Origin of the sequence: Streptomyces sp. NPDC006602 (assembly GCF_042870385.1) — a bacterium.
Taxonomy (GTDB): Bacteria; Actinomycetota; Actinomycetes; order Streptomycetales; family Streptomycetaceae; genus Streptomyces.
In genome coordinates this window covers 1-18,051 of record NZ_JBIAHG010000042.1, presented here as the reverse complement: position 1 = coordinate 18,051, position 18,051 = coordinate 1, and the positions used below count along the sequence as shown (strand labels likewise).

Below are 18,051 nucleotides of genomic sequence, written 5' to 3'. Positions count from 1 at the left end.
CAAGCTGACCGAAAGGAAGGACACCGATGTCCGTCCTACCCCTCAACCTCGCGGCGCTCGACGCCGAACTCGGACGCGATCCGGAGTTCGTGCTGCACGCCCGCCACCTGACCACCGCCATCCGGGTGCTGATCGGGCAGACGCAGAGCTTCCGCATCGTGATCCGGGACGGCGCCCTCATCGAGACCGACCCCGTCGTCACCCCGTTCGACTCCTACGACATCCAGCTCGCCGGCAGCGAGGAGCAGTGGGAGGCACTGCTCTCGCCCGTCCCGCCCGCCTTCTACCAGGATTTCTACCCGGCGATGCTGCACCACGGCTTCCGCGTCGAGGGCGACATGGAGACGATCATGGCCTACTACCCGGTGATCCGGCGCCTGGCCGAGATCCTCCGCGCGGTGACGAACGCGGGGGCGTCGGCATGAGCGCGCGCATCCCGGACGTGACCGGCCGCTACCTCTACCTCGACGTCCAGGGCGTCGAGTACCGGGTGTACTTCGAGGAGGCGGGGACCGGGATCCCCGTCGTCCTGCAGCACACCGCGGGCTGCGACAGCAGGCAGTGGCGGCACGTCCTCGAGGACCCGGACTTCACCTCGCGCTACCGGCTGATCGCCCCGGACCTGCCGTTCCACGGGCGGTCGCTGCCACCGGAGTCCCAGGAGTGGTGGACCGAGGAGTACCGACTCCACCAGGACTTCTTCCTCGCGTTCCACGACGCCCTGGTGGCGGCGCTCGAGCTGGAGTCCCCGGTCTACGCGGGGTGTTCGATGGGTGGGCACCTCGCTCCGGACCTCGCCCTGCACCGCCCCGGCCTGTACCGTGCGGCGATCGGGCTGGAGGCCGCGCTGCACAGCCACGGCGTCGAGCGCATCCTGCCGTGGCTCCACCACCCGCGGATCAACAACGACTCCAAGCCCGCTCTGATGTACACCCTGTGCGCCCCGCAGAGCCCGGAGCGCTACAAGCGGGAGACCGCGTACGTCTACAGCCAGGGCGCGCCCCCCGTGTTCAAGGGCGACCTGCACTACTACGTCGTCGAGCACGACCTGACCGAGTCCGCGCAGAAGATCGACACCTCGCAGACCGCGCTGCACGTGCTCAACGGCGAGTACGACTGGTCGGCGTTCCCGGCCGCGGGGGAGGAGCTCGCAGCGGAGGTCGACGGGGCCACGTTCACGCTGATGGAGGGCGTCGGGCACTTCCCGATGTCAGAGAACCCCAAGGCGTTCAAGTCCTACTTCCTCCCGCTGCTGGAGCAGGTGACCGCCTCATGACGGGCGGACCGCTGGCCGGAGTCCGCGTCATCGACCTGACCCACGCCCTCGCCGGGCCGTACGCGACCATGCTGCTGGCCGACCTGGGGGCGGACGTCCTCAAGGTGGAGCCGCCTTCGGGCGACCTCGCCAGGCGTGCCGGGCCCTATCCGCCAGGCGACGACGGCCGGGAGTTCGGCGGCTACTTCCAGAGTGTGAACCGCGGCAAGCGCAGCATCGTGCTGGACCTCAAGACCCCCGAGGGCTCCGAGATGCTGCGACACCTCGCCGCCGAGGCGGAGGTACTCGTCGAGAACTTCACCCCCGGCGTCATGGAGCGACTCGGCCTTTCCTATGAGTCGCTGGCGGCAGTCAACCCGCGTCTGGTGTACGCCGCTCTGCGCGGCTTCGGCGACCCGCGCTCCGGGAAGAGCCCCTACCAAGCATGGCCGGCCTTCGACGTAGTGATCCAGGCGATGGCCGGAATCATGGGCGTCACCGGCACCGAGGACGGCACGCCGATCAAGGTCGGGCCGGGGGTGGGCGACATCTTTCCCGGCACCCTGCTGGCGCTCGGCGTGAGCTCTGCCCTCTACGAGACCCGAGCCAGCGGCCGGGGGCAGTTCGTGGACGTGGCCATGTACGACGCGATCCTGTCGCTGTGCGAGCGCATCGTGTACCAGCACTCCTACACGGGCGAAGTTCCCAGGCCGCAAGGGAACCGGCACCCACTGCTCAGTCCTTTCGACATCCTGCCGGCGACCGACGGCTGGGTCGCGATCGCGGCACCCAATGACAACCGTTGGCACCGCCTGTGCGAGCTCATCGGTCGCCCCGACCTGGCCGCCGACCCCGGGTTGGCCACCAACGACCTGAGGGTCTCCAGGCGCGGCGAGGTGTACCAGGCTCTTGAAACCTGGACCCGGGACCGGACCAAGGCGGACATCCTTGCCCGCCTGGGCGGCCACGTGCCCGTCGGGGCGGTACGCGACGCAGCCGAGATCATGGCCGACCCCCATGTGGCGGCACGCGACATGGCGGTCTCGCTCGAGCATCCCGGCACCGGGACAACGTTCACGGTGGCCGGGCAGCCTTTGAAGTTCTCGCGCACCCCGGCGGTTCCACGTCACCGCGCGCCACTGCTCGACGAGCACGGCAGTCAGGTGCGCGCCGGCCTCGACCACCAGCGCGGTGCACCCCACCCGACGACCGAACCCGATCTCAGCCACAGGTCCGCCTGACCTCGAACGCGGCCCGTCGGCTGGCTCCCGGCTCGATTGACACGCTCCTCAACCAAACCCCAGCAAGGACTTGCCCCATGAGCACCACCACCCCTACCGCCACCCGCACTGCCATAGTCACCGGCGCGGCCCGCGGCATCGGCGCCACCGTCGCCAGACGGCTCGCCGAGGACGGCTTCGCCGTCGCTGTACTCGACCTGGACGAGGCGGCCTGCAAGCCGGTCGTGCAGGAGATAGAGGCCGCTGGCGGCCGCGCCCTGGCCGTGGGCGTCGACGTCACCGACGAGGCGGGCGTGCAGGCCGCCGTGGAGCGGGTCGCCGCAGAGCTCGGCGAGCCCGGCGTGCTGGTCAACAACGCCGGCATCACCCGCGACAACCTGCTGTTCAAGATGACCACCGACGACTGGGACGCGGTGATGAACGTCCACCTTCGCGGCTCGTTCCTGATGGCCCGCGCAGTCCAGGGTTACCTGACCAAGGCCGGCTGGGGCCGGATCGTCAACCTCTCCAGCACCTCCGCCCTGGGCAACCGCGGCCAGGCCAACTACTCCGCCGCGAAGGCCGGCCTCCAGGGCTTCACCAAGACGCTCGCCATCGAGCTCGGCAGGTTTGGCGTCACCGTGAACGCGATCGCCCCCGGGTTCATCGAGACCGAGATGACCGCCGCCACGGCCGAGCGGATCGGCGTGCCGTTCGAGGAGTTCAAGGCCGCCGTCGCGGCCGAGACTCCGGTCGCCCGCATCGGCAAGCCGGACGACATCGCGCATGCCGTGTCCTTCTTCGCCGGCGAGGGCGCCGGCTTCGTCTCCGGCCAGGTGTTGTACGTCGCCGGCGGACCGAAGGCCTGACCCGGACCGGCCAGTTGAAGGAGAGGAGTTCGGACATGAAGGTCTTCCAGGGCATCGAAGAACTGCAGCAGGCGGTCGGCACCCACTTGGGGTACTCCGACTGGCACACCGTCACCCAGCATCAGATCGACACGTTCGCCGAGGCGACCGGCGACCACCAGTGGATCCACGTCGACCCCGAGAAGGCGGCGAAGGGCCCGTTCGGCGGCACCATCGCCCACGGCTACCTCACCCTGTCCCTGGTGCCGATGCTGGTCTGGCAGATCTACCAGGTCGACGGGCTGACGATGAGCGTCAACTACGGCGCCAACAAGCTCCGCTTCCCCGCACCGGTCCCGGTCGACTCCAAGGTGCGGGCGGGTGCCGACCTGCTGTCGGTGATGCCCGGCGCCGGCGGTCACCAGGTCATCACCCGGGTCACCGTTGAGCGGGAGGGCGGCGACAAGCCCGTGTGCGTGGTGGAGACCGTCAGCCTGTCGGTGCCCTGATGATCCGGGAGGAAACGGTGACCGCTGCTCACGCGCGGATGCCGTCCCTGAGAAGTCTGGCGAGTGCGGCGCATCCGGTCATGGTGCCGGCCCTGGGCGCCCCGGTACGCGACGAGACGCCGTGATGACGCGCCGGCGGACGCCAGCAGCCACGGCGGAAGTCCGTCGCACAGTGCGAGCGCGCCGGGGAGAGCCGGAGGGAGATCTCCGCGCGTTCGTCAGCGCGACCAGCGAGTGAGCCGGCGCCGGAAGTCGTGCCCGGCCCCCAACCCGTGAGAAGGAACCCGTGAGAAGGAAAACGATAGGCCAGGACAGGATTGTCATCCTCGATGGCGCGCGCACACCGATCGGCAGCTTCGGTGGCAGGTTCAAGGAGGTGCCCGCCCACCAGCTGGGCGCGGCCGCGGCGCGGGCCGCCATCGAACGCAGCGGCGTCTCGGCCGAGAACATCCAGGCGGCGGTCGTCGGATGCGTAGGTCAGGTAGGGGCCGATGCCTACAACGCGCGCCGAGTCGCGATAGAGGCCGGCCTGCCGCTGAACGTGCCTGCCCATTCGGTCAACCGACAGTGCGGTTCGGGCCTGCAGGCCATCTGGTCCGCCGCCATGGAGATGCAGTGGAGCGGGCTTGACTTCACGTTGGCGGCCGGCAACGAGTCCATGACCCGGATGCCGTTCTACGACTTCAACGCGCGCAACGGCTACAAGTTGGGCGACCACCGGCTGGTGGACGGAACGGTCATGATGCTCACCGACCCGTTCCACGACATCCTCATGGGCGTCACCGCCGAGAATGTCGCGGCCAAGTACGGGATCTCGCGCGCCGAGCAGGACGCGTTCGCCCTGGAGTCCCAGCGACGAGCCGCGACCCCCGAGGCCAAGGCCGTATTCGCCGAGGAGATCGTCACGGTTCACGGGGACAGCCCTCGGCCGTGGACAGTCGGCGAAGACGAACATCCCAGGCCCGACACCTCGCGAGAGGCCCTGGCCGGACTGCGGCCCGCGTTCGCGCCGGACGGCACGGTAACCGCGGGCAACGCATCGGGCATCAACGACGGCGCTGCCGCCGTGGTTCTCGCCCGGGAGTCCGCGGCGACCGAACGCGGCCTCACTTCGCTGGTGTCCCTCGAGGCCGTCGCCACCGCCGGAATCGAGCCCGAGCTGATGGGCTACGCACCCGTGCCGGCGCTGGCCGCACTGTTCGCCAAGACGGGCACGAGCCCGTCCGACATCGACACCATCGAGCTGAATGAGGCCTTCGCATCTCAGGCCGTCGCGGTGATCCGAGACGCCAAGCTGGACCCGGCCAGGGTGAACCCGTATGGCGGTGCGATCGCACTCGGCCACCCCGTGGGAGCCACCGGCACGATCCTGGCCCTGCGCGTCGCCAAGGACCTGGTACGGCGTGACCTCGAGCTCGGGATCGTCACCATGTGCATCGGCGGTGGCCAAGCCCTCGCCGCGCTGTTCCGACGGGTCGCGTGATGGTGCCCGGTTCGCGCGGAGTCCGGTTCGAAACCGACGGGACGGTGGGCCGCGTCGTCCTCGACCGGCCGGAGGCAGCCAACGCCTTCGACCTGCCCGCGGCCCGTGCCCTCGGCGAGGCCGTCACGGCCGCTGAGAGTCCGACGGTCCGGGCTGTGACCGTCACCGGCGAAGGCAAGCGGTTCTGCGCCGGGGGAGACGTGGCGTCGTTCGTGGCGACGACCGACCGACCGTCGTACCTGCAGAACCTGGCGACCGAGCTCGAAGCGCAGCTGCGCCGGCTCGCGGCGCTGCCAAAACCGGTGGTGGCCGGCGTGCATGGTGCAGTTGCAGGGGCCGGCCTGGCCTTCATGTTGAACTCGGATCTGGTCGTCGCGGGTCGCTCCACGAAGTTCGCCTTCGCCTATCCCGGCATCGGGCTCACCCCCGACTGCGGCGTGTCCTACCTGCTACCACGCGCCGTCGGCCAGCAGCGCGCCCTCGAGCTGGCGCTCAGCGGCCGGGTGCTCGCCGCGGACGAGGCGTGTGCCTGGGGGCTGGTGAGCGAAGTGGTCGACGACGAACAGGTTGCGCCCCGCACAGGCGAGTTGGCGGCCCGGCTCGCGAACGGCCCCATGCTGGCGTTCGGCGCAGCGAAGCGGCTGATCCGCGACTCCTGGGAGGTCTCGCGCGCCGACAACGCCGAGGACGAGGCGCGCACCATCGCGCGAGCGGTCGCCAACGACGAGGCCGAGCGTCTGATCAAGGAGTTCCTCAGCCGCTGAGGGGCCGCTCCCACTGACAGAAGGACGAACTCGTGCACCGGCCCGAGGTTTCCCCTGACGTTTCGAGCCATGGCAGAACTCCCCGCCACCCGGCTCGCCCGGCGCTGCTGCACTCTCCCGCACCGCGCCACCCAATCTCTCCACTGAACGACGAAAGGCAGTCAGACATGACCACGACCGCGCCTCCTCAGGTGACCAGCACGACCAAGGTCCCCCACCACCCGATGTGGATCAACGGCGCGCCCGTCGACTCCGACGAGCACTTCGAGATCCGCAGCCCCGCCACCGAGGAGCTGGTGGCGACGGTGGCCAAGGGCGACACCAGCCACATCGACGCCGCCGTCGCGGCGGCCAAGGCGAGTTTCGAGTCAGGTGTCTGGCGGGACAGGACACCTGCCGAGCGGGCCGCCGTCCTCGACGCCGTCGCCGACCGGCTCGACGCCCGCAACGAGGAGTTGGCGCAGCTGCAGGCGATGGAGAACGGCGCTCCGTTGCGCGTGGCGCGGTGGGCGCACATCGGACTCCCGGCCGCGCAGTTCCGGCACTTCGCCGAGCTGGCCCGGACCTATCAGTGGGTCAAGCCGGCCCCGGTGCTCGCCAGCATGTCCACCGGCGGCATGGTGCGCCAGGAGCCTGTCGGAGTCTGCGCGGCGATCGTTCCGTGGAACGTTCCGCTGCAACTGGCCGTCAACAAGGTCGGTCCCGCGCTCGCGGCCGGCAACAGCGTGGTCGTCAAACCCGACGAGCACGCACCGCTGACCGTGCTCGAGCTTGCCGCAGAGCTGGAGCGGGCCGGCTTGCCGGCTGGCGTGTTCAACGTCGTCACCGGCCTCGGTGAGGAGGTCGGTGCCCGACTCACAGAGCATCCCGACGTCCGCAAGATCGCCTTCACCGGCTCCACGGCCGTCGGTCGCGAGATCATGTCGCTCGCCTCCGGGACGGTCAAGCGCGTCACGCTCGAGCTGGGCGGCAAGGGCCCGAACATCGTGCTCGACGACATCAGCGAGGCTGACATGGCGCGGGTCGTCGACGGCTGCCTGTTCGCGTTCCTCACGTTCTCGGGCCAGGCGTGCGAGTCGGGCACACGTCTGCTCCTTCCGGCAGCACTGCACGACGACTTCGTCGAGCGGATGGTGCGGCGGGTCGCCGATCTGCGGATCGGGCACCCGATGGCCGACGACACCGATCTCGGCCCGGTGTTCTCCCGGGCGCAGCGCGACCGCATCCTCGGGTACATCGCGTCCGGTCTGGAGGAGGGCGCAACGCTGGCCTGCGGGGGCAAGTCTCCCGCGGGACCGCAGTTCGAGCAGGGCTTCTGGATCGAGCCGACGATCTTCACCGGAGTCACCAACGACATGCGGATCGCGCGGGAGGAGATCTTCGGCCCGGTCGTGGCGGTGATCAAGTACGAGACGATCGACGAGGCCATCGCCATCGCCAACGACACGATCTACGGTCTGTCCGGAGGCGTGTGGAGCAGCAGCACCGACCGCGCCGTGAGCGTGGCGGAGAAGATCGACGCGGGCATGGTCTGGATCAACGACTTCCACGTGCTGGACAGCCGTTACCCGTTCGGTGGGATGAAGCAGAGTGGCCTGGGCCGCGAGCTCGGCCCGGACGCGCTCGACGAGTACACCGAGACCAAGCAGGTCACGTATGCCCTGGGCCGCCGCGAGGACGAGAAGCCCTACGCGCTGCTGTTCGGGATCGACCTGTGACCGCGTCCAGGGCCGCGCTGCTGCGCAAGCCCGGCTCGGCATTCGCCATCGAGCAGATTCAGATCGCGGACGATCTCCGACCGGACGAAGTGTTGGTCGAGATCCACGCGGCCGGCATCTGCCACACCGACGTCACGACAGCCACCACGGCGGTCGAGGCCCAGCTGCCGATGGTGCTCGGCCACGAGGGAGCCGGGGTGGTGGCGGCGGTCGGCAGCGCGGTGAGACGTGTCGGCGTCGGTGACCGCGTCGCGCTCAGCTTCGCCAGCTGCGGCAGCTGTCGATACTGCACCTCGGGCGAGCCGAGCTACTGCGTGAAGACAGCGGCGCTGAACCTGTCGGGCGGGCGGCCGGACGGCAGTACGCCGTTGGCCGACGCTGACGGGGCGGCAGTGGGGTCGTTCTTCTTCGGCCAGTCCTCCTTCAGCCGCCATGCCGTGACCTACGAGCGCAACTGTGTACCGATCGGTCCGTCGATCGACTTCTCGGTGGCGGCTGCCATGGGCTGCGGCTTCCAGACCGGTGCCGGGACGGTGCTGCGCGCGCTGAAGGTGCGGCCGCGCAGCTCGGTGGCGGTGTTCGGCGTCGGCACGGTGGGGCTCAGTGCCCTGATGGCAGCGAAGATCGCCGGTGCCGAGACCATCGTCGCCGTCGACCCGATGCCCGCGCGCCGCGAGCTCGCTCTTGAGCTGGGTGCGACCCACGCGTTCGACTCCGCGGCCGACGTGCCGACGGCGATACGAGAGGTGGTCACGGACGGCGTCGACTACGCCGTCGACTGCGTCGGTCACCAGCAGGTGCTCGCGAGCGCGCTCGCGAGCCTCGGAGTCCGGGGGGCCTGCGCGACGATCGGCATGAGTCAGGGGTGGGGGCCCAATCTGGTGCAGATCGATCTCACCGATGTGCTGCTGAGAGGCCTCACCGTTCGCGGGGTGCTGGAAGGCGACTCGGTCCCGGAGGACTTCATCCCGGAGCTGATCTCCTACGCCGTCGAGGGCCGGTTCCCGGTCGACCGTCTGGTGTCGGAGTTCCCGGTCGATCGGATCGACGAGGCGATCGCGGCCATGAAGGCCGGCGATGTCGTCAAGCCGGTCCTCACGTTGTCGCGACTCGCGCCTCCGTCGAGTCGTCATTTCTCCACCACTGAGGAGGCATCACACCCATGCAGTTGAAGGACAAGGTCAGCGTCATCACCGGAGGCGCTTCAGGCTTCGGTGCCGCAGGCGCATTGCGATTCGCCCAGGCCGGCAGCGCCGTCGTCGTCGCGGATCTCAACGAGGAACTCGGAGAGAAGGTCGTCAAGGAGCTACTTGTTGAGGGCCACGACGCGTCGTTCGTCAGAACGGACGTGACCAGCGAGGAGGACAGTCGTCGTCTGGTCGAGACGACGTTGGAGCGCCACGGGCGGCTCGACGTGTTGTGGGCCAACGCCGGGCTGGCGCACGGCGCCTATGCCGTCGACGAGATCGATCTCGGGTTGTTCGACACCCTCATGAAGGTGAACGTGCTGGGGCCGATCCTCAACGTGCGAGCCGCGCTGCCTGCGCTCAAGGAGTCACGGGGCAACGTGGTGATCACGGCGTCGCTCTCCGGCATCAAGGGGCGTCCGGACCTGTCGATCTACCAGAGCTCGAAGGGCGCTGCGGTCATGTTGACCCGCTCGCTGGCCGCCGAACTCGGCCAGTTCGGCATCCGGGTCAACTCCGTCTGTCCGCTTGCCTCGAACACCGCGATGATGTCGACCTTCCTGGAGAACCGACAGCAGGATCCGGCTGCATTTCTCGAGGCCGTCGCCCAGTCCGTGCCGCTGGGGCGGCTCGTGTCACCGGACGACGTCGCCTATGCCGCGCTGTTCCTGGCCTCGGATCACGCGGGCATGGTCACGGGCGTGAACCTGCCCGTGGACGGCGGCGCCTCGACGTAGTCGACGGTCGGCGAGGCGGCGCTGTCCAGAGGGGGGCGCCGCCTCGCCGTGCCATGCCCGATCGAGGGACGAGGCGGTTCGCGGCGGTGGGGAGACCCGTTGGGTGTTTCTCCAGCGGCGAGCGGTTGGTTCGCGTTGATGACTGCAGGCCAATTACTGGACCACGTGATTCCGATTGGTGACCGACTTCCAAAGTCTCCTGATCACCCTGGTCGGAGCGTGGCTCGCCCGGGCCGGTGCGTGGCTGCCCGCCGTCACCACTCGTCCTCGCCTTGCGATCAGCGCAACCGAGGACCGGTTCCTCCCCTCGTGCGAAGCCGCCGGCAGGCAGACTGCACTCCGTCGTCGTCGGCCACGATCACGTCACCGGGTCGGACGGTGGTGCCGGCGACGACGGCGGGCCCGTTCACCGAGCCGGGGCCGGCCTTCACGGTGCCCTGCGCCGAGACCGCTCGCGACAAGGCGGGGAAGCCCATCGCCGTCAGCCTCGGCGACATCCCGTACGACCGCGTCCATGAGCAGTCCCCTCACACCCCGCGCGGCCAGCTGGACGGGGAAGAGCTCACCGAACACGCCGTCGGTGGACTTGGCATGTGGTGTGGGTGGCCGACCCTGGGCGGTGGGGGAACCTTCCCGAAGCCGGGTCATCGGCCCGCGGTCGCCCACACGCCAGGCCGGCACCGCTCGATCGATCGTGTACGCCACCAGCAGTGGACCCGTCAGCGCCGCGCCCCCGCTGCAGCAGCATCAGGACGCCGGCCAGCCAGCGGACAGTAAGGCGGTCTCCCGCGACGACATCCGCACCGGCGACCTTGTGGCGTTCAGCCTCAACGGCGGCGGATGGGACCACATCGGGGTCGTGGCTGCGATGCAGCGGGGAGAGCGGGCGGAATGCCCGGTCTGCGGGCGGTCGTGGACGGTAGGGGGGAGCGGTCGAAGGCTGCGGTGTATTGCTCGGACCGCTGCCGGGTGCGGGCCTGCCGTCGGCGGCGGGTGTTGCGGAACGGCATTTCGGAAACGCCATGGCTGAATGCCTCCCGAAACACCTCTAACACCCCTTCCTTTGCAGGGTAGTTGGAGTTGATTACCGCGCGCTTCGAGCGCCCCCGGTTTGCTCCCTGCGCCGGTGTGTCGCGCGCGTCACGGTGGCCGGGGCCGGCGCTCCCTTTGGCCGGTCGCGTCGTGGTGACCGGGCCGGACCCGGGCGATAACGGTGGTCATCATGACCGAGTGACCCACCGGCTAGGGACTTCACCCGGCAGCGTTACGAATAGCTCGTCACCCAGGCCAAGGAGCTGATCGCGCAGATCGCCCGATCGCAATTCGCCCTGGGTGACATGGCGTCGAAGGGGGCCCGCCCGAGCGACGGGTGGGAGGCGGATCGGGCCGGGATGCTCGCACCGTCGCCGTCAACCCGTCGTCCTGGAGGCAGGTCCACATCCGCCTGGGCGTGACCACTACGTCCGCGTTGACACCGGCGGCTACTCCGTCGACCCCGCGGCGATCGGCGGGATGGTGACCGTGCTCCGCGGCAACGACGAGCTCATCGTCCTGGCCCGGGGTGGCGAGATCACGCCATGGCATTCCCACTGCTGGGCCGCCACCAGACCTTCACTGACCAGCATCAGTTCCTGCTTGAGCTTGCACTCGGAAACTGATCGGTTTACTGTGGTGGAAACCGATCGGTTTCTGATTCTTGTGGAGGCAGTCATGACCGCTTTGAAGGGCGCGAACGTCTTCGTCACCGGTGGCAGCCGGGGCATCGGCAAGGCGCTGGTGGAAGAGCTGTACGTGCGCGGTGCCGGCAAGGTCTACGCCACGGCCCGGGACCCGCGCACGGTGACGCACCCCGACGCGGTCCCGGTGGCGCTGGAGGTCACCGACCCGGCGTCCGTGGCGGCGGCCGCCGCGCAGGCGGACGACGTCGCCGTGCTGATCAACAACGCGGGTGCGTCGGTCGGCGCCTCCTTCCTCGGCTCCCCGGTCGACGACGTACGCCGGGAGTTCGAGACCAACTTCTACGGCCCGCTGCTTCTCGCCCGCGCCTTCGTGCCGGTCATCGAGCGCAACGGGGGCGGCCACATCCTCAACGTGCACTCCGTGCTCTCCTGGCTGGCCCTGGGCAACTCCTACAGCGCCTCCAAGGCCGCCCTGTGGTCGCAGACCAACTCCCTGCGCCTGGAGCTTCAGCCGCGCGGCATCGCCGTCACCGGACTGCACATGGGATACGTGGACACGGACCTGGCGGCCGGCGTCGACGCGCCCAAGTCCGACCCGCGTGACATCGCCGCCCTCGCCCTCGACGGCATCGAGACGGGCGCCCACGAGGTACTCGGCGACGACCTCACACGGCAGGTCAAGGCGGGCCTCGCCGGCGACCTGGCCGGCCTGTACGCCCAGTTGGCGAAGTAGGGCGCGGTCACAGCAGGGGCCCGCAGGCCGCGCGCCAGCGGTGTCATCCCTCCCTGCCGGTCTCACAACCGAATCACCCATCCATTGTTCACACGCCAGGAGTCGGCGAGATGCCCAACCATGAGTCACGTCCTACGATTCACGTTCCGGGGACCACCAGCCACACCATCGCCCCGCGCGCGGGACGCCACAGCCGCGAGGGAACGCTGCGCTACCTCAAAGCGGGCACCGGCGCGCCTCTGGTTTTGCTGCACACTCTGCGCACGCAGGCCGAGCACTTCCGCTTCCTCATGCCGATGATCTCGCACCAGTACACCGTGTACGCCCTCGATCTGCCGGGGATGGGCTACTCCGAGATCGTGCCCGACGCGTCGTACGACGAGCCGGCGCTGCGCGCGGGCGTCAAACGGCTCCTGACCGAGCTGGACCTCCACGACGTGACATTGGTCGGGGAGTCGTTGGGCGGGGTGCTCGCCCTGACCACCGCGGCCGATCTGCCGGAACGGATACGGCGCGTCGTCGCCGTGAACGCGTACGACTACCGAGACGGAATCGCCCGGTCCAGTGTCCTCGCTCGCGTGGTGATCGGCGGGATTATCGCTCCGGGGGTGGGTCCGTTGATCGCCCAGCAGGAGCCCAAGCCCGTCCTGCGCAAAATCCTGCAGGGCGGCGTGGGTAACAAGACCGCTTTCCGGGAGGACTACCTGGACGAGCTCCTCCAGTCAGGCAGGCGTCCCGGCTTCCCGACCGTCGCCCGCGCTCTGTACCGCAACATGCCCAGCCTCATCGCGGCCCGCTCGCGCTACCCCGAGGTCAAGGCCCCCGTCCACCTCGTCTACGGGGAGAACGACTGGTCCCGGCCCTCGGACCGCGAGGCCAACAAGAAGCTGCTGCCCGCCGCCGACTTCACACAGGTGCCGGGAGCGAACCACTTCATCGCACTGGAGAGGCCGGAGGTGGTGGCCGACCTGTTGAACGCGGTGGCGTGACCGCCTCCACAGTGCGGTGACCCGCTCGGCGGTCTTCTCGGGTGCTCCCGTGTAGCCGGTGAGCCACAGCAGCGGGCTGTCCGGCACGCTGAGGGCCACCCGGCCGAGCGTGCCGGGCGGGGCGGGTTCGTTCCGCTCCTCGTACAGCACTTCGGCGGACCAGCCGGGCAGCGGCCGGCCCATGGAGCCGGGCGGCACCGGTGTCCGGACGGCGTCGGCCCAGGCGGCGGCGATGATCATGCCGTGTTCGGTCTGTCCGTAGTGATCGCGTACGGCCACGCCGAGGGCCTGCTGCGACCAGGAGACGACCTCCGGGGTGAGCGGTTCACCGGCGGAGGAGGCCCGCCGCAGCCGTAGCCCGTCGGGGACCGGATCGGACGCGGCCCGCAGGCTGCGGTAGACGGTCGGTGCGGCCGTGAAGTTGGTGACACCAAAGGCCTTCATGACCTGCCAGGTCAGGGCGGGGCTGAAGCCGGCGTGCAGCAGCAGGCTGCGGCGTGCGGCCGCGAGCGGGCCGTTCCCGCTCGGCCTGGAGCGTCGGGGCGGGGTTGTCGGTGAAGAACGGGCGGTAGCGCCAGGGAACAGCTCCCCCTGTTCACCCATTACGACGGGTTCGGCCAGGTCCCGGACCCGGCGCCGGTCAGCTGGGCGGTGACCCGCTCGCACTTCTTGCGGCCGGTGAAGGTGCCGGGGTCGGGCACCGCGGTGGGATAGGTGGTCTGCCGCCAAGCGCTCGCCCGGAATGCCCAGGACGGCCCGCCCGGCGCTCGCCAGTCGGCGCACTCGTGTCCACCGTGCAGCAGGCCGGAGGAAAGATCATTCCGCAGCTCTGGCACGTGAGCTCTGCCCGTACCGAGGGTCAGAGCCCGTTCTCATGGCACCGGCCGTCGGCCCGTCCGCACTCCCCCTCGACAGCTCGACCAAGGGGAATGCCCTGGTCGCTCTTTCGGCTGGAGCGGAACACAGAACTTGCTTCTCGGTCCGGGCTTGCAGGACCGCGACACCGCGAAGGCGAATTGGAGGTTGAACTCATGACACAGGTGACACAGCGACCGCCTTTTGGCGAGGACTCACCGGCCAGTGGGTCCCGGCCAGTTGACCGTGTCCGTCATCGGACGGTTCAGGCAGGCGGACTGGAGGTTCCGATCCTTGAGGCCGGTAGCGGACCGCTGGTCCTCTGCCTCCACGGTTTTCCCGACCATGCCGCCAGCTGGGCAGGGCTTCTCGACCGCCTTGCACAGGAAGGGTATTGGGCGGTCGCGCCCGCACTGCGCGGATACTGGCCCGGTGGTGCGGCGCCCGACGGCTCCTATCGTACGTCCTCGATGGGCCAGGACGTCCTGGCCCTGATCGAAGCGCTCGGGCGCGAGCAGGCGGACCTCATCGGTCACGACATCGGTGCTGCTGCGGCGTACGCGGCTGCGAGCCTCGACGCGACACGTGTCCGCAAGCTTGTCGGTATGGCGGTTTCCTATGGCCCTCAATTGGGAGCCGCATTCGTCACTGACGGTGATCAGCAGCGACGCAGCTGGTACATGTTCTTCTTCCAGACAGCCATGGCGGAGGCGGCCGTCGAGCTCGACGACTTCGCCTTCATCGACCGGCTCTGGCGGGAATGGTCGCCCGACTACGAGCTGCCGGATGCGGAGCGGGCCGCGCTCAAGGAAACCCTCCGTGCCCAGGAGTCCTGACCGAGATGCTGGGCTTCTACCGCCAGTTGTTCACGCCCCCCGCGGACGAGGCGACCCAATCCCTGGAAGCCCGGGCGCGCGGTGCCATCACCGTCCCGTCGCTCTACCTCCATGGGGCCGACGACAACTGTATGTCCGTGGAGTTGAGCGACGGCATGGCTGCCCTGTTCACGAACGGCTTCGAACGCATCGTCGTACCCAGCGTAGGGCACTTCCTGCACATCGAGCAGCCCAAGACGGTCGCCGACCACGTCCTGGGCTTTCTGAACAGCTGACGCCCCTCCAGCCAGCCAGGGCTCGAATCATTCCTCCACCGCCCGCCCGCCGAGTTCGTCGGCCGCTGACCCCGGCGGGCGGGCGCGGCAGTCCCTCAATGCGTCCGCCCACCGGATCCCTGGCGTCGTTCCTCGAAGGGCAGCACGATGAATTCGGATGGGTGCGGCTCGGTTTGAGAGACGGTGATCAGCGGGGGTTTCGCGTTCCGGTGGTCCGGTAAGTCCCTGGGTGGTGCGGGGGTTGAGCCCGGCGCGGTTGCGTCGGCGGCATCGCTGGGAGGGGCGTATGGATTCCCAATGACGTTGTCAAGCCGGAGCGGTGACGCCTCGTGACTGGGTCATGCCGCTGTGGCAGCGGGTTGGGATGTGACGGCTTCGAAGGTCCGATGGTCGCGTATCAGGGCCCAGAGTGCGTTCAGGCGGCGTCTGGCCAGCGCGAGGACGGCCTGCTTGTGGGACTTTCCCTCGGCGCGTTTGCGCTGGTAGAAGGTCTTGGACTGGGGACAGTGCACGGTGGCGACCTGGGCGGAGAGGTAGAATATCCGCAGGAGCCGTCGGCTGTAGCGTCTGGGCCGGCGCAGGTTGCCGCTGATCTTTCCCGAGTCGCGGGGAACGGGGGGCGAGTCCAGCGACGCCGGCGAGCCGGTCGGGGGTGCCGAAGGCGGTCATATCACCGCCGGTCGCGGCGATGAACTCGGCGCCGAGCATGTCGCCGATACCGGGCATGCTGGTGATCACTTCGGCGTCGGGATGCTCGCGAAACCGGCTCTCGATGAGGGCGTTGGCCTGGGCGATCTCCTCGTCGAGGGCCATCACCTCCCTGGCCAGGGCGTGGACCATCTTCGCGGCGGTCTTCTCCCCGGGGACGACAGTGAACTGGGCTTCGGCGGCGATGACCGCGGCGTCAGCGGCGCTCTTGGCGACGTTCAGGGTGCGCACGCCGTGGTTGGCGACGTTCAGGGTGCGCACGCCGTGGTTCTTGAGCCAGGTGGCCAGCCGGGCCCGGCCGATCCGGCGCAGGGCGGCCGGGGTCTGGTACCCGGTCAGCAGGATGAGCGCGGTCTTGGAGGTGCTGTAGTCGAAGGCCCGTTCCAGGGCGGGGAAGTACTCCAGGATCTGCGCGCGGAGCCGGTTGATCGCCCTGGTGCGGTCCCCGGACAGGTCCATGCGACGTGCGGGGAGGATCTTCAGGCCGACCGCGGTCTCGCGCTTTTGCCGTCGCCCCGGTAGGAACCGGAGGCGTGACGCACGGTCCGGCCAGGGATGTAGAACAGCCGCTGGCGGCAGGGGCGTTACCGTCGGGCGCTGGTCGCATTCTGAGGGCTGCGCCAGGCGATGGCGCCAACCGCAGGCATTGCATCAGGTCTCGTTCGTGGTCACGTGGACCCCGTCGTTGCGGCGGCGGGCCGACGGCTGATCACGCTCATGGCAAGCACCCCGAGAGCGGGACCGGGGGCAAGAAGCAGGAAGCCATACTGCCAGCCGACTGTTTCGGCCAGAACCGGAACAAGCTGGATGCTCACGGTGGTGAGGCCGAAGCCGATCGCGGTCTGGGCGGTGAGGGCCGTACCCACGAACCGGGTGTCGGCGACCTCGGACAGCATTGTGGAGAAGACCCCGGAGTCAGCGATGACGGCAGCGCCCCAGAGCGCACAGAAGACAAAAAGGAGCGTCGGGCCGGCGCGGAACGCCAGTGGTGAGAGCAGGCAGCACAGTCCGCTGACGGCGAGGGCGGCGACGGCGGTCGGCGGTCGTCCGAAGCGGTCGGCCCCCCAGCCGCCGAGCAGGCATCCGATCACGCCGGCGACGCCCATCGCGAGGAACATGGTGATCTCGGCCGAAGCCGGAAGTTCGGGCCCGCTCGGGGCAGCGAGGAGGAACGCCGGGAGCCAGGTCCAGAGGGCATAGAGTTCCCACATGTGCCCGAAGTAGCCGAGATTGGTCAGCCGCGGGCCGCGTTCTCGGAACATCGTCACGGCGTACCGGGGGTAGCGGGTGTGAGCGGAGGCGCTCAGGTAAGGACCTGGCCGGACCAGTGCCAACACCATCAACGCGCCCAGCAGCCCGATCCCGGCTGCAGCCAACAGGACGGCTCGCCACGGCAGACCGGCAATCCCACTGATCAGATGGGGGAGCGCCGAACCGAGAGTGAGCGCCGCGACCAGGATCCCCACGGCCCGGCCCCTGGCGGAGCTCGCCGACCACGAAGCCATGAGTTTGATGCCGACGGGGTAGACGCCCGCCAAGAAGACTCCCGTGAGGAACCGCAACCCGATGGCGCCGGCCATGTTGGACACGACCAGCGCGAACAGAAGCGTGCACAGGGCGGCGGCTGCGGCGCCGGCTGCGACCACCAGATGCGGCCGGAACCGGTCGGGCAGGTTGAGTGCGGCCGAACCCACGGCACCGACGACGAACCCCAACTGCACCGAGCCCGTGAGCCAGACAGCTGCGGTCGACGAGATCCCCCATTCCTGGCGCAGTGTGGGCACCACCGCCGACACGGAGAACCAGACCGCGAGCGCGAGAACCTGCACAGCGGCGATCGCGCCGCGTTGGACTCGGGGGTTCACCGAGTCCCCCGAGCCGAGTGACCAGACGAGCTGCCGGTACGCGCGACTCGCGCGTCAGGAGGACCCAACGCACAAAGTGTTGGGGCGAACATCCCCTGCCGAGGCATCTCGGCCGCAGGACTTTCCGCTTGGGACGGAGTCCGGCTGCCATGACAGCCGCATGTCGAAAGAACTCGGTGATCGAGGAGTCGAGGCTCTGCCATCTGCACCCCCTTCCGTGTGCTGCCACTGACGATGAAAACAAGCAACTCGAGAAAGAGCTGTGCCTCTTTCTGGACCTTGGAGTTGTCGGCGACGGTTGAATCCTGGCTCTTCCAAGATTTCCGTGAAGCCGGTCATGCCTCCGTGCGCCAGTGACGCTCCGTCATGGATGGCGGGATGCTCGATCAG

General features: G+C 69.0%; 16 protein-coding genes and 4 pseudogenes. 15 read left to right on the top strand and 5 right to left on the bottom strand.

Annotated features, from left to right (window positions below; genetic code table 11):
- The first annotated feature begins 26 nt into the window (after positions 1-26).
- The 10 genes from ACFYO2_RS43965 (at position 27) to ACFYO2_RS43920 (ending at position 9,721) form a co-directional block, all read left to right on the top strand.
- Complete coding sequence (locus tag ACFYO2_RS43965; RefSeq protein WP_388361568.1) at positions 27-425, top strand: hypothetical protein; 399 nt, start codon at positions 27-29, stop codon at positions 423-425.
- Positions 422-1,276, top strand: coding sequence for an alpha/beta fold hydrolase (locus tag ACFYO2_RS43960; RefSeq protein ID WP_388361565.1), 855 nt, complete (start codon positions 422-424; stop codon positions 1,274-1,276). Before ACFYO2_RS43965 ends, ACFYO2_RS43960 begins: the two co-directional genes overlap by 4 nt.
- Positions 1,273-2,496, top strand: coding sequence for a CaiB/BaiF CoA transferase family protein (locus ACFYO2_RS43955; protein WP_388361562.1), 1,224 nt, complete (start codon positions 1,273-1,275; stop codon positions 2,494-2,496). Before ACFYO2_RS43960 ends, ACFYO2_RS43955 begins: the two co-directional genes overlap by 4 nt.
- A 77-nt stretch (positions 2,497-2,573) precedes the next feature.
- On the top strand, positions 2,574-3,344 hold the full coding sequence (fabG, locus tag ACFYO2_RS43950; RefSeq protein WP_388361559.1) for a 3-oxoacyl-ACP reductase FabG: 771 nt from the start codon (positions 2,574-2,576) through the stop codon (positions 3,342-3,344).
- Positions 3,345-3,379: 35 nt separating this feature from the next.
- Complete coding sequence (locus tag ACFYO2_RS43945) at positions 3,380-3,832, top strand: MaoC family dehydratase (protein WP_388361556.1); 453 nt, start codon at positions 3,380-3,382, stop codon at positions 3,830-3,832.
- Between the two features lie 286 nt (positions 3,833-4,118).
- Positions 4,119-5,315: a thiolase family protein gene (locus ACFYO2_RS43940; RefSeq protein ID WP_388361554.1), complete on the top strand. Its 1,197-nt coding sequence runs from the start codon at positions 4,119-4,121 to the stop codon at positions 5,313-5,315.
- A complete protein-coding gene (locus tag ACFYO2_RS43935) occupies positions 5,315-6,079 on the top strand; it encodes an enoyl-CoA hydratase/isomerase family protein (RefSeq protein WP_388361552.1) in 765 nt (254 codons plus the stop codon). Before ACFYO2_RS43940 ends, ACFYO2_RS43935 begins: the two co-directional genes overlap by 1 nt.
- A gap of 167 nt (positions 6,080-6,246) precedes the next feature.
- Positions 6,247-7,797: an aldehyde dehydrogenase family protein gene (locus ACFYO2_RS43930; protein ID WP_388361550.1), complete on the top strand. Its 1,551-nt coding sequence runs from the start codon at positions 6,247-6,249 to the stop codon at positions 7,795-7,797.
- Positions 7,794-8,969, top strand: a complete 1,176-nt coding sequence (locus ACFYO2_RS43925) for an NAD(P)-dependent alcohol dehydrogenase (RefSeq protein WP_388361547.1) — start codon at positions 7,794-7,796, stop codon at positions 8,967-8,969. The genes ACFYO2_RS43930 and ACFYO2_RS43925 overlap by 4 nt, the downstream gene beginning before the upstream one ends.
- A complete protein-coding gene (locus tag ACFYO2_RS43920; protein WP_388361544.1) occupies positions 8,960-9,721 on the top strand; it encodes an SDR family oxidoreductase in 762 nt (253 codons plus the stop codon). The genes ACFYO2_RS43925 and ACFYO2_RS43920 overlap by 10 nt, the downstream gene beginning before the upstream one ends.
- A 335-nt stretch (positions 9,722-10,056) precedes the next feature.
- Here the strand turns inward: ACFYO2_RS43920 and ACFYO2_RS43915 are convergent.
- Positions 10,057-10,321 (bottom strand): annotated as a pseudogene (locus ACFYO2_RS43915) (4-carboxy-4-hydroxy-2-oxoadipate aldolase/oxaloacetate decarboxylase); the annotation flags it as partial.
- A 732-nt stretch (positions 10,322-11,053) separates the two neighbouring features.
- Here ACFYO2_RS43915 and ACFYO2_RS43910 point away from each other — a divergent pair.
- From ACFYO2_RS43910 to ACFYO2_RS43900, 3 genes and pseudogenes are all read left to right on the top strand, one after another.
- Positions 11,054-11,311: pseudogene (locus ACFYO2_RS43910) on the top strand (hypothetical protein); the annotation flags it as partial.
- 120 nt (positions 11,312-11,431) lie between these two features.
- Positions 11,432-12,133 (top strand): SDR family oxidoreductase, encoded by a 702-nt coding sequence (locus ACFYO2_RS43905; RefSeq protein WP_388361642.1) that lies wholly within the window; start codon positions 11,432-11,434, stop codon positions 12,131-12,133.
- Between the two features lie 110 nt (positions 12,134-12,243).
- The gene (locus ACFYO2_RS43900; protein WP_388361542.1) at positions 12,244-13,122 is read left to right on the top strand and encodes an alpha/beta fold hydrolase; all 879 of its coding nucleotides are present in this window, start codon (positions 12,244-12,246) and stop codon (positions 13,120-13,122) included.
- A gap of 150 nt (positions 13,123-13,272) precedes the next feature.
- On the opposite strand, the pseudogene ACFYO2_RS43895 reads toward ACFYO2_RS43900, so the two are convergent.
- Together ACFYO2_RS43895 and ACFYO2_RS43890 are read right to left on the bottom strand one after the other, a co-directional pair.
- Positions 13,273-13,566, bottom strand: a pseudogene (locus tag ACFYO2_RS43895) (AMP-binding protein); the annotation flags it as partial.
- A gap of 158 nt (positions 13,567-13,724) precedes the next feature.
- A complete protein-coding gene (locus ACFYO2_RS43890; RefSeq protein WP_388361539.1) occupies positions 13,725-13,958 on the bottom strand; it encodes a hypothetical protein in 234 nt (77 codons plus the stop codon).
- Between the two features lie 93 nt (positions 13,959-14,051).
- On the opposite strand from ACFYO2_RS43890, the gene ACFYO2_RS43885 reads away from it, so the two are divergent.
- On the top strand, positions 14,052-14,813 hold the full coding sequence (locus ACFYO2_RS43885) for an alpha/beta hydrolase (RefSeq protein ID WP_388361537.1): 762 nt from the start codon (positions 14,052-14,054) through the stop codon (positions 14,811-14,813).
- A gap of 5 nt (positions 14,814-14,818) precedes the next feature.
- A complete protein-coding gene (locus ACFYO2_RS43880) occupies positions 14,819-15,088 on the top strand; it encodes an alpha/beta fold hydrolase (protein ID WP_388361534.1) in 270 nt (89 codons plus the stop codon).
- A gap of 338 nt (positions 15,089-15,426) precedes the next feature.
- Here ACFYO2_RS43880 and ACFYO2_RS43875 read toward each other — a convergent pair.
- Together ACFYO2_RS43875 and ACFYO2_RS43870 are read right to left on the bottom strand one after the other, a co-directional pair.
- Positions 15,427-16,368, bottom strand: a pseudogene (locus tag ACFYO2_RS43875) (IS110 family transposase); the annotation flags it as partial.
- A 96-nt stretch (positions 16,369-16,464) separates the two neighbouring features.
- Positions 16,465-17,661: an MFS transporter gene (locus tag ACFYO2_RS43870; RefSeq protein WP_388361531.1), complete on the bottom strand. Its 1,197-nt coding sequence runs from the start codon at positions 17,659-17,661 to the stop codon at positions 16,465-16,467.
- Positions 17,662-18,051: the final 390 nt, after the last annotated feature.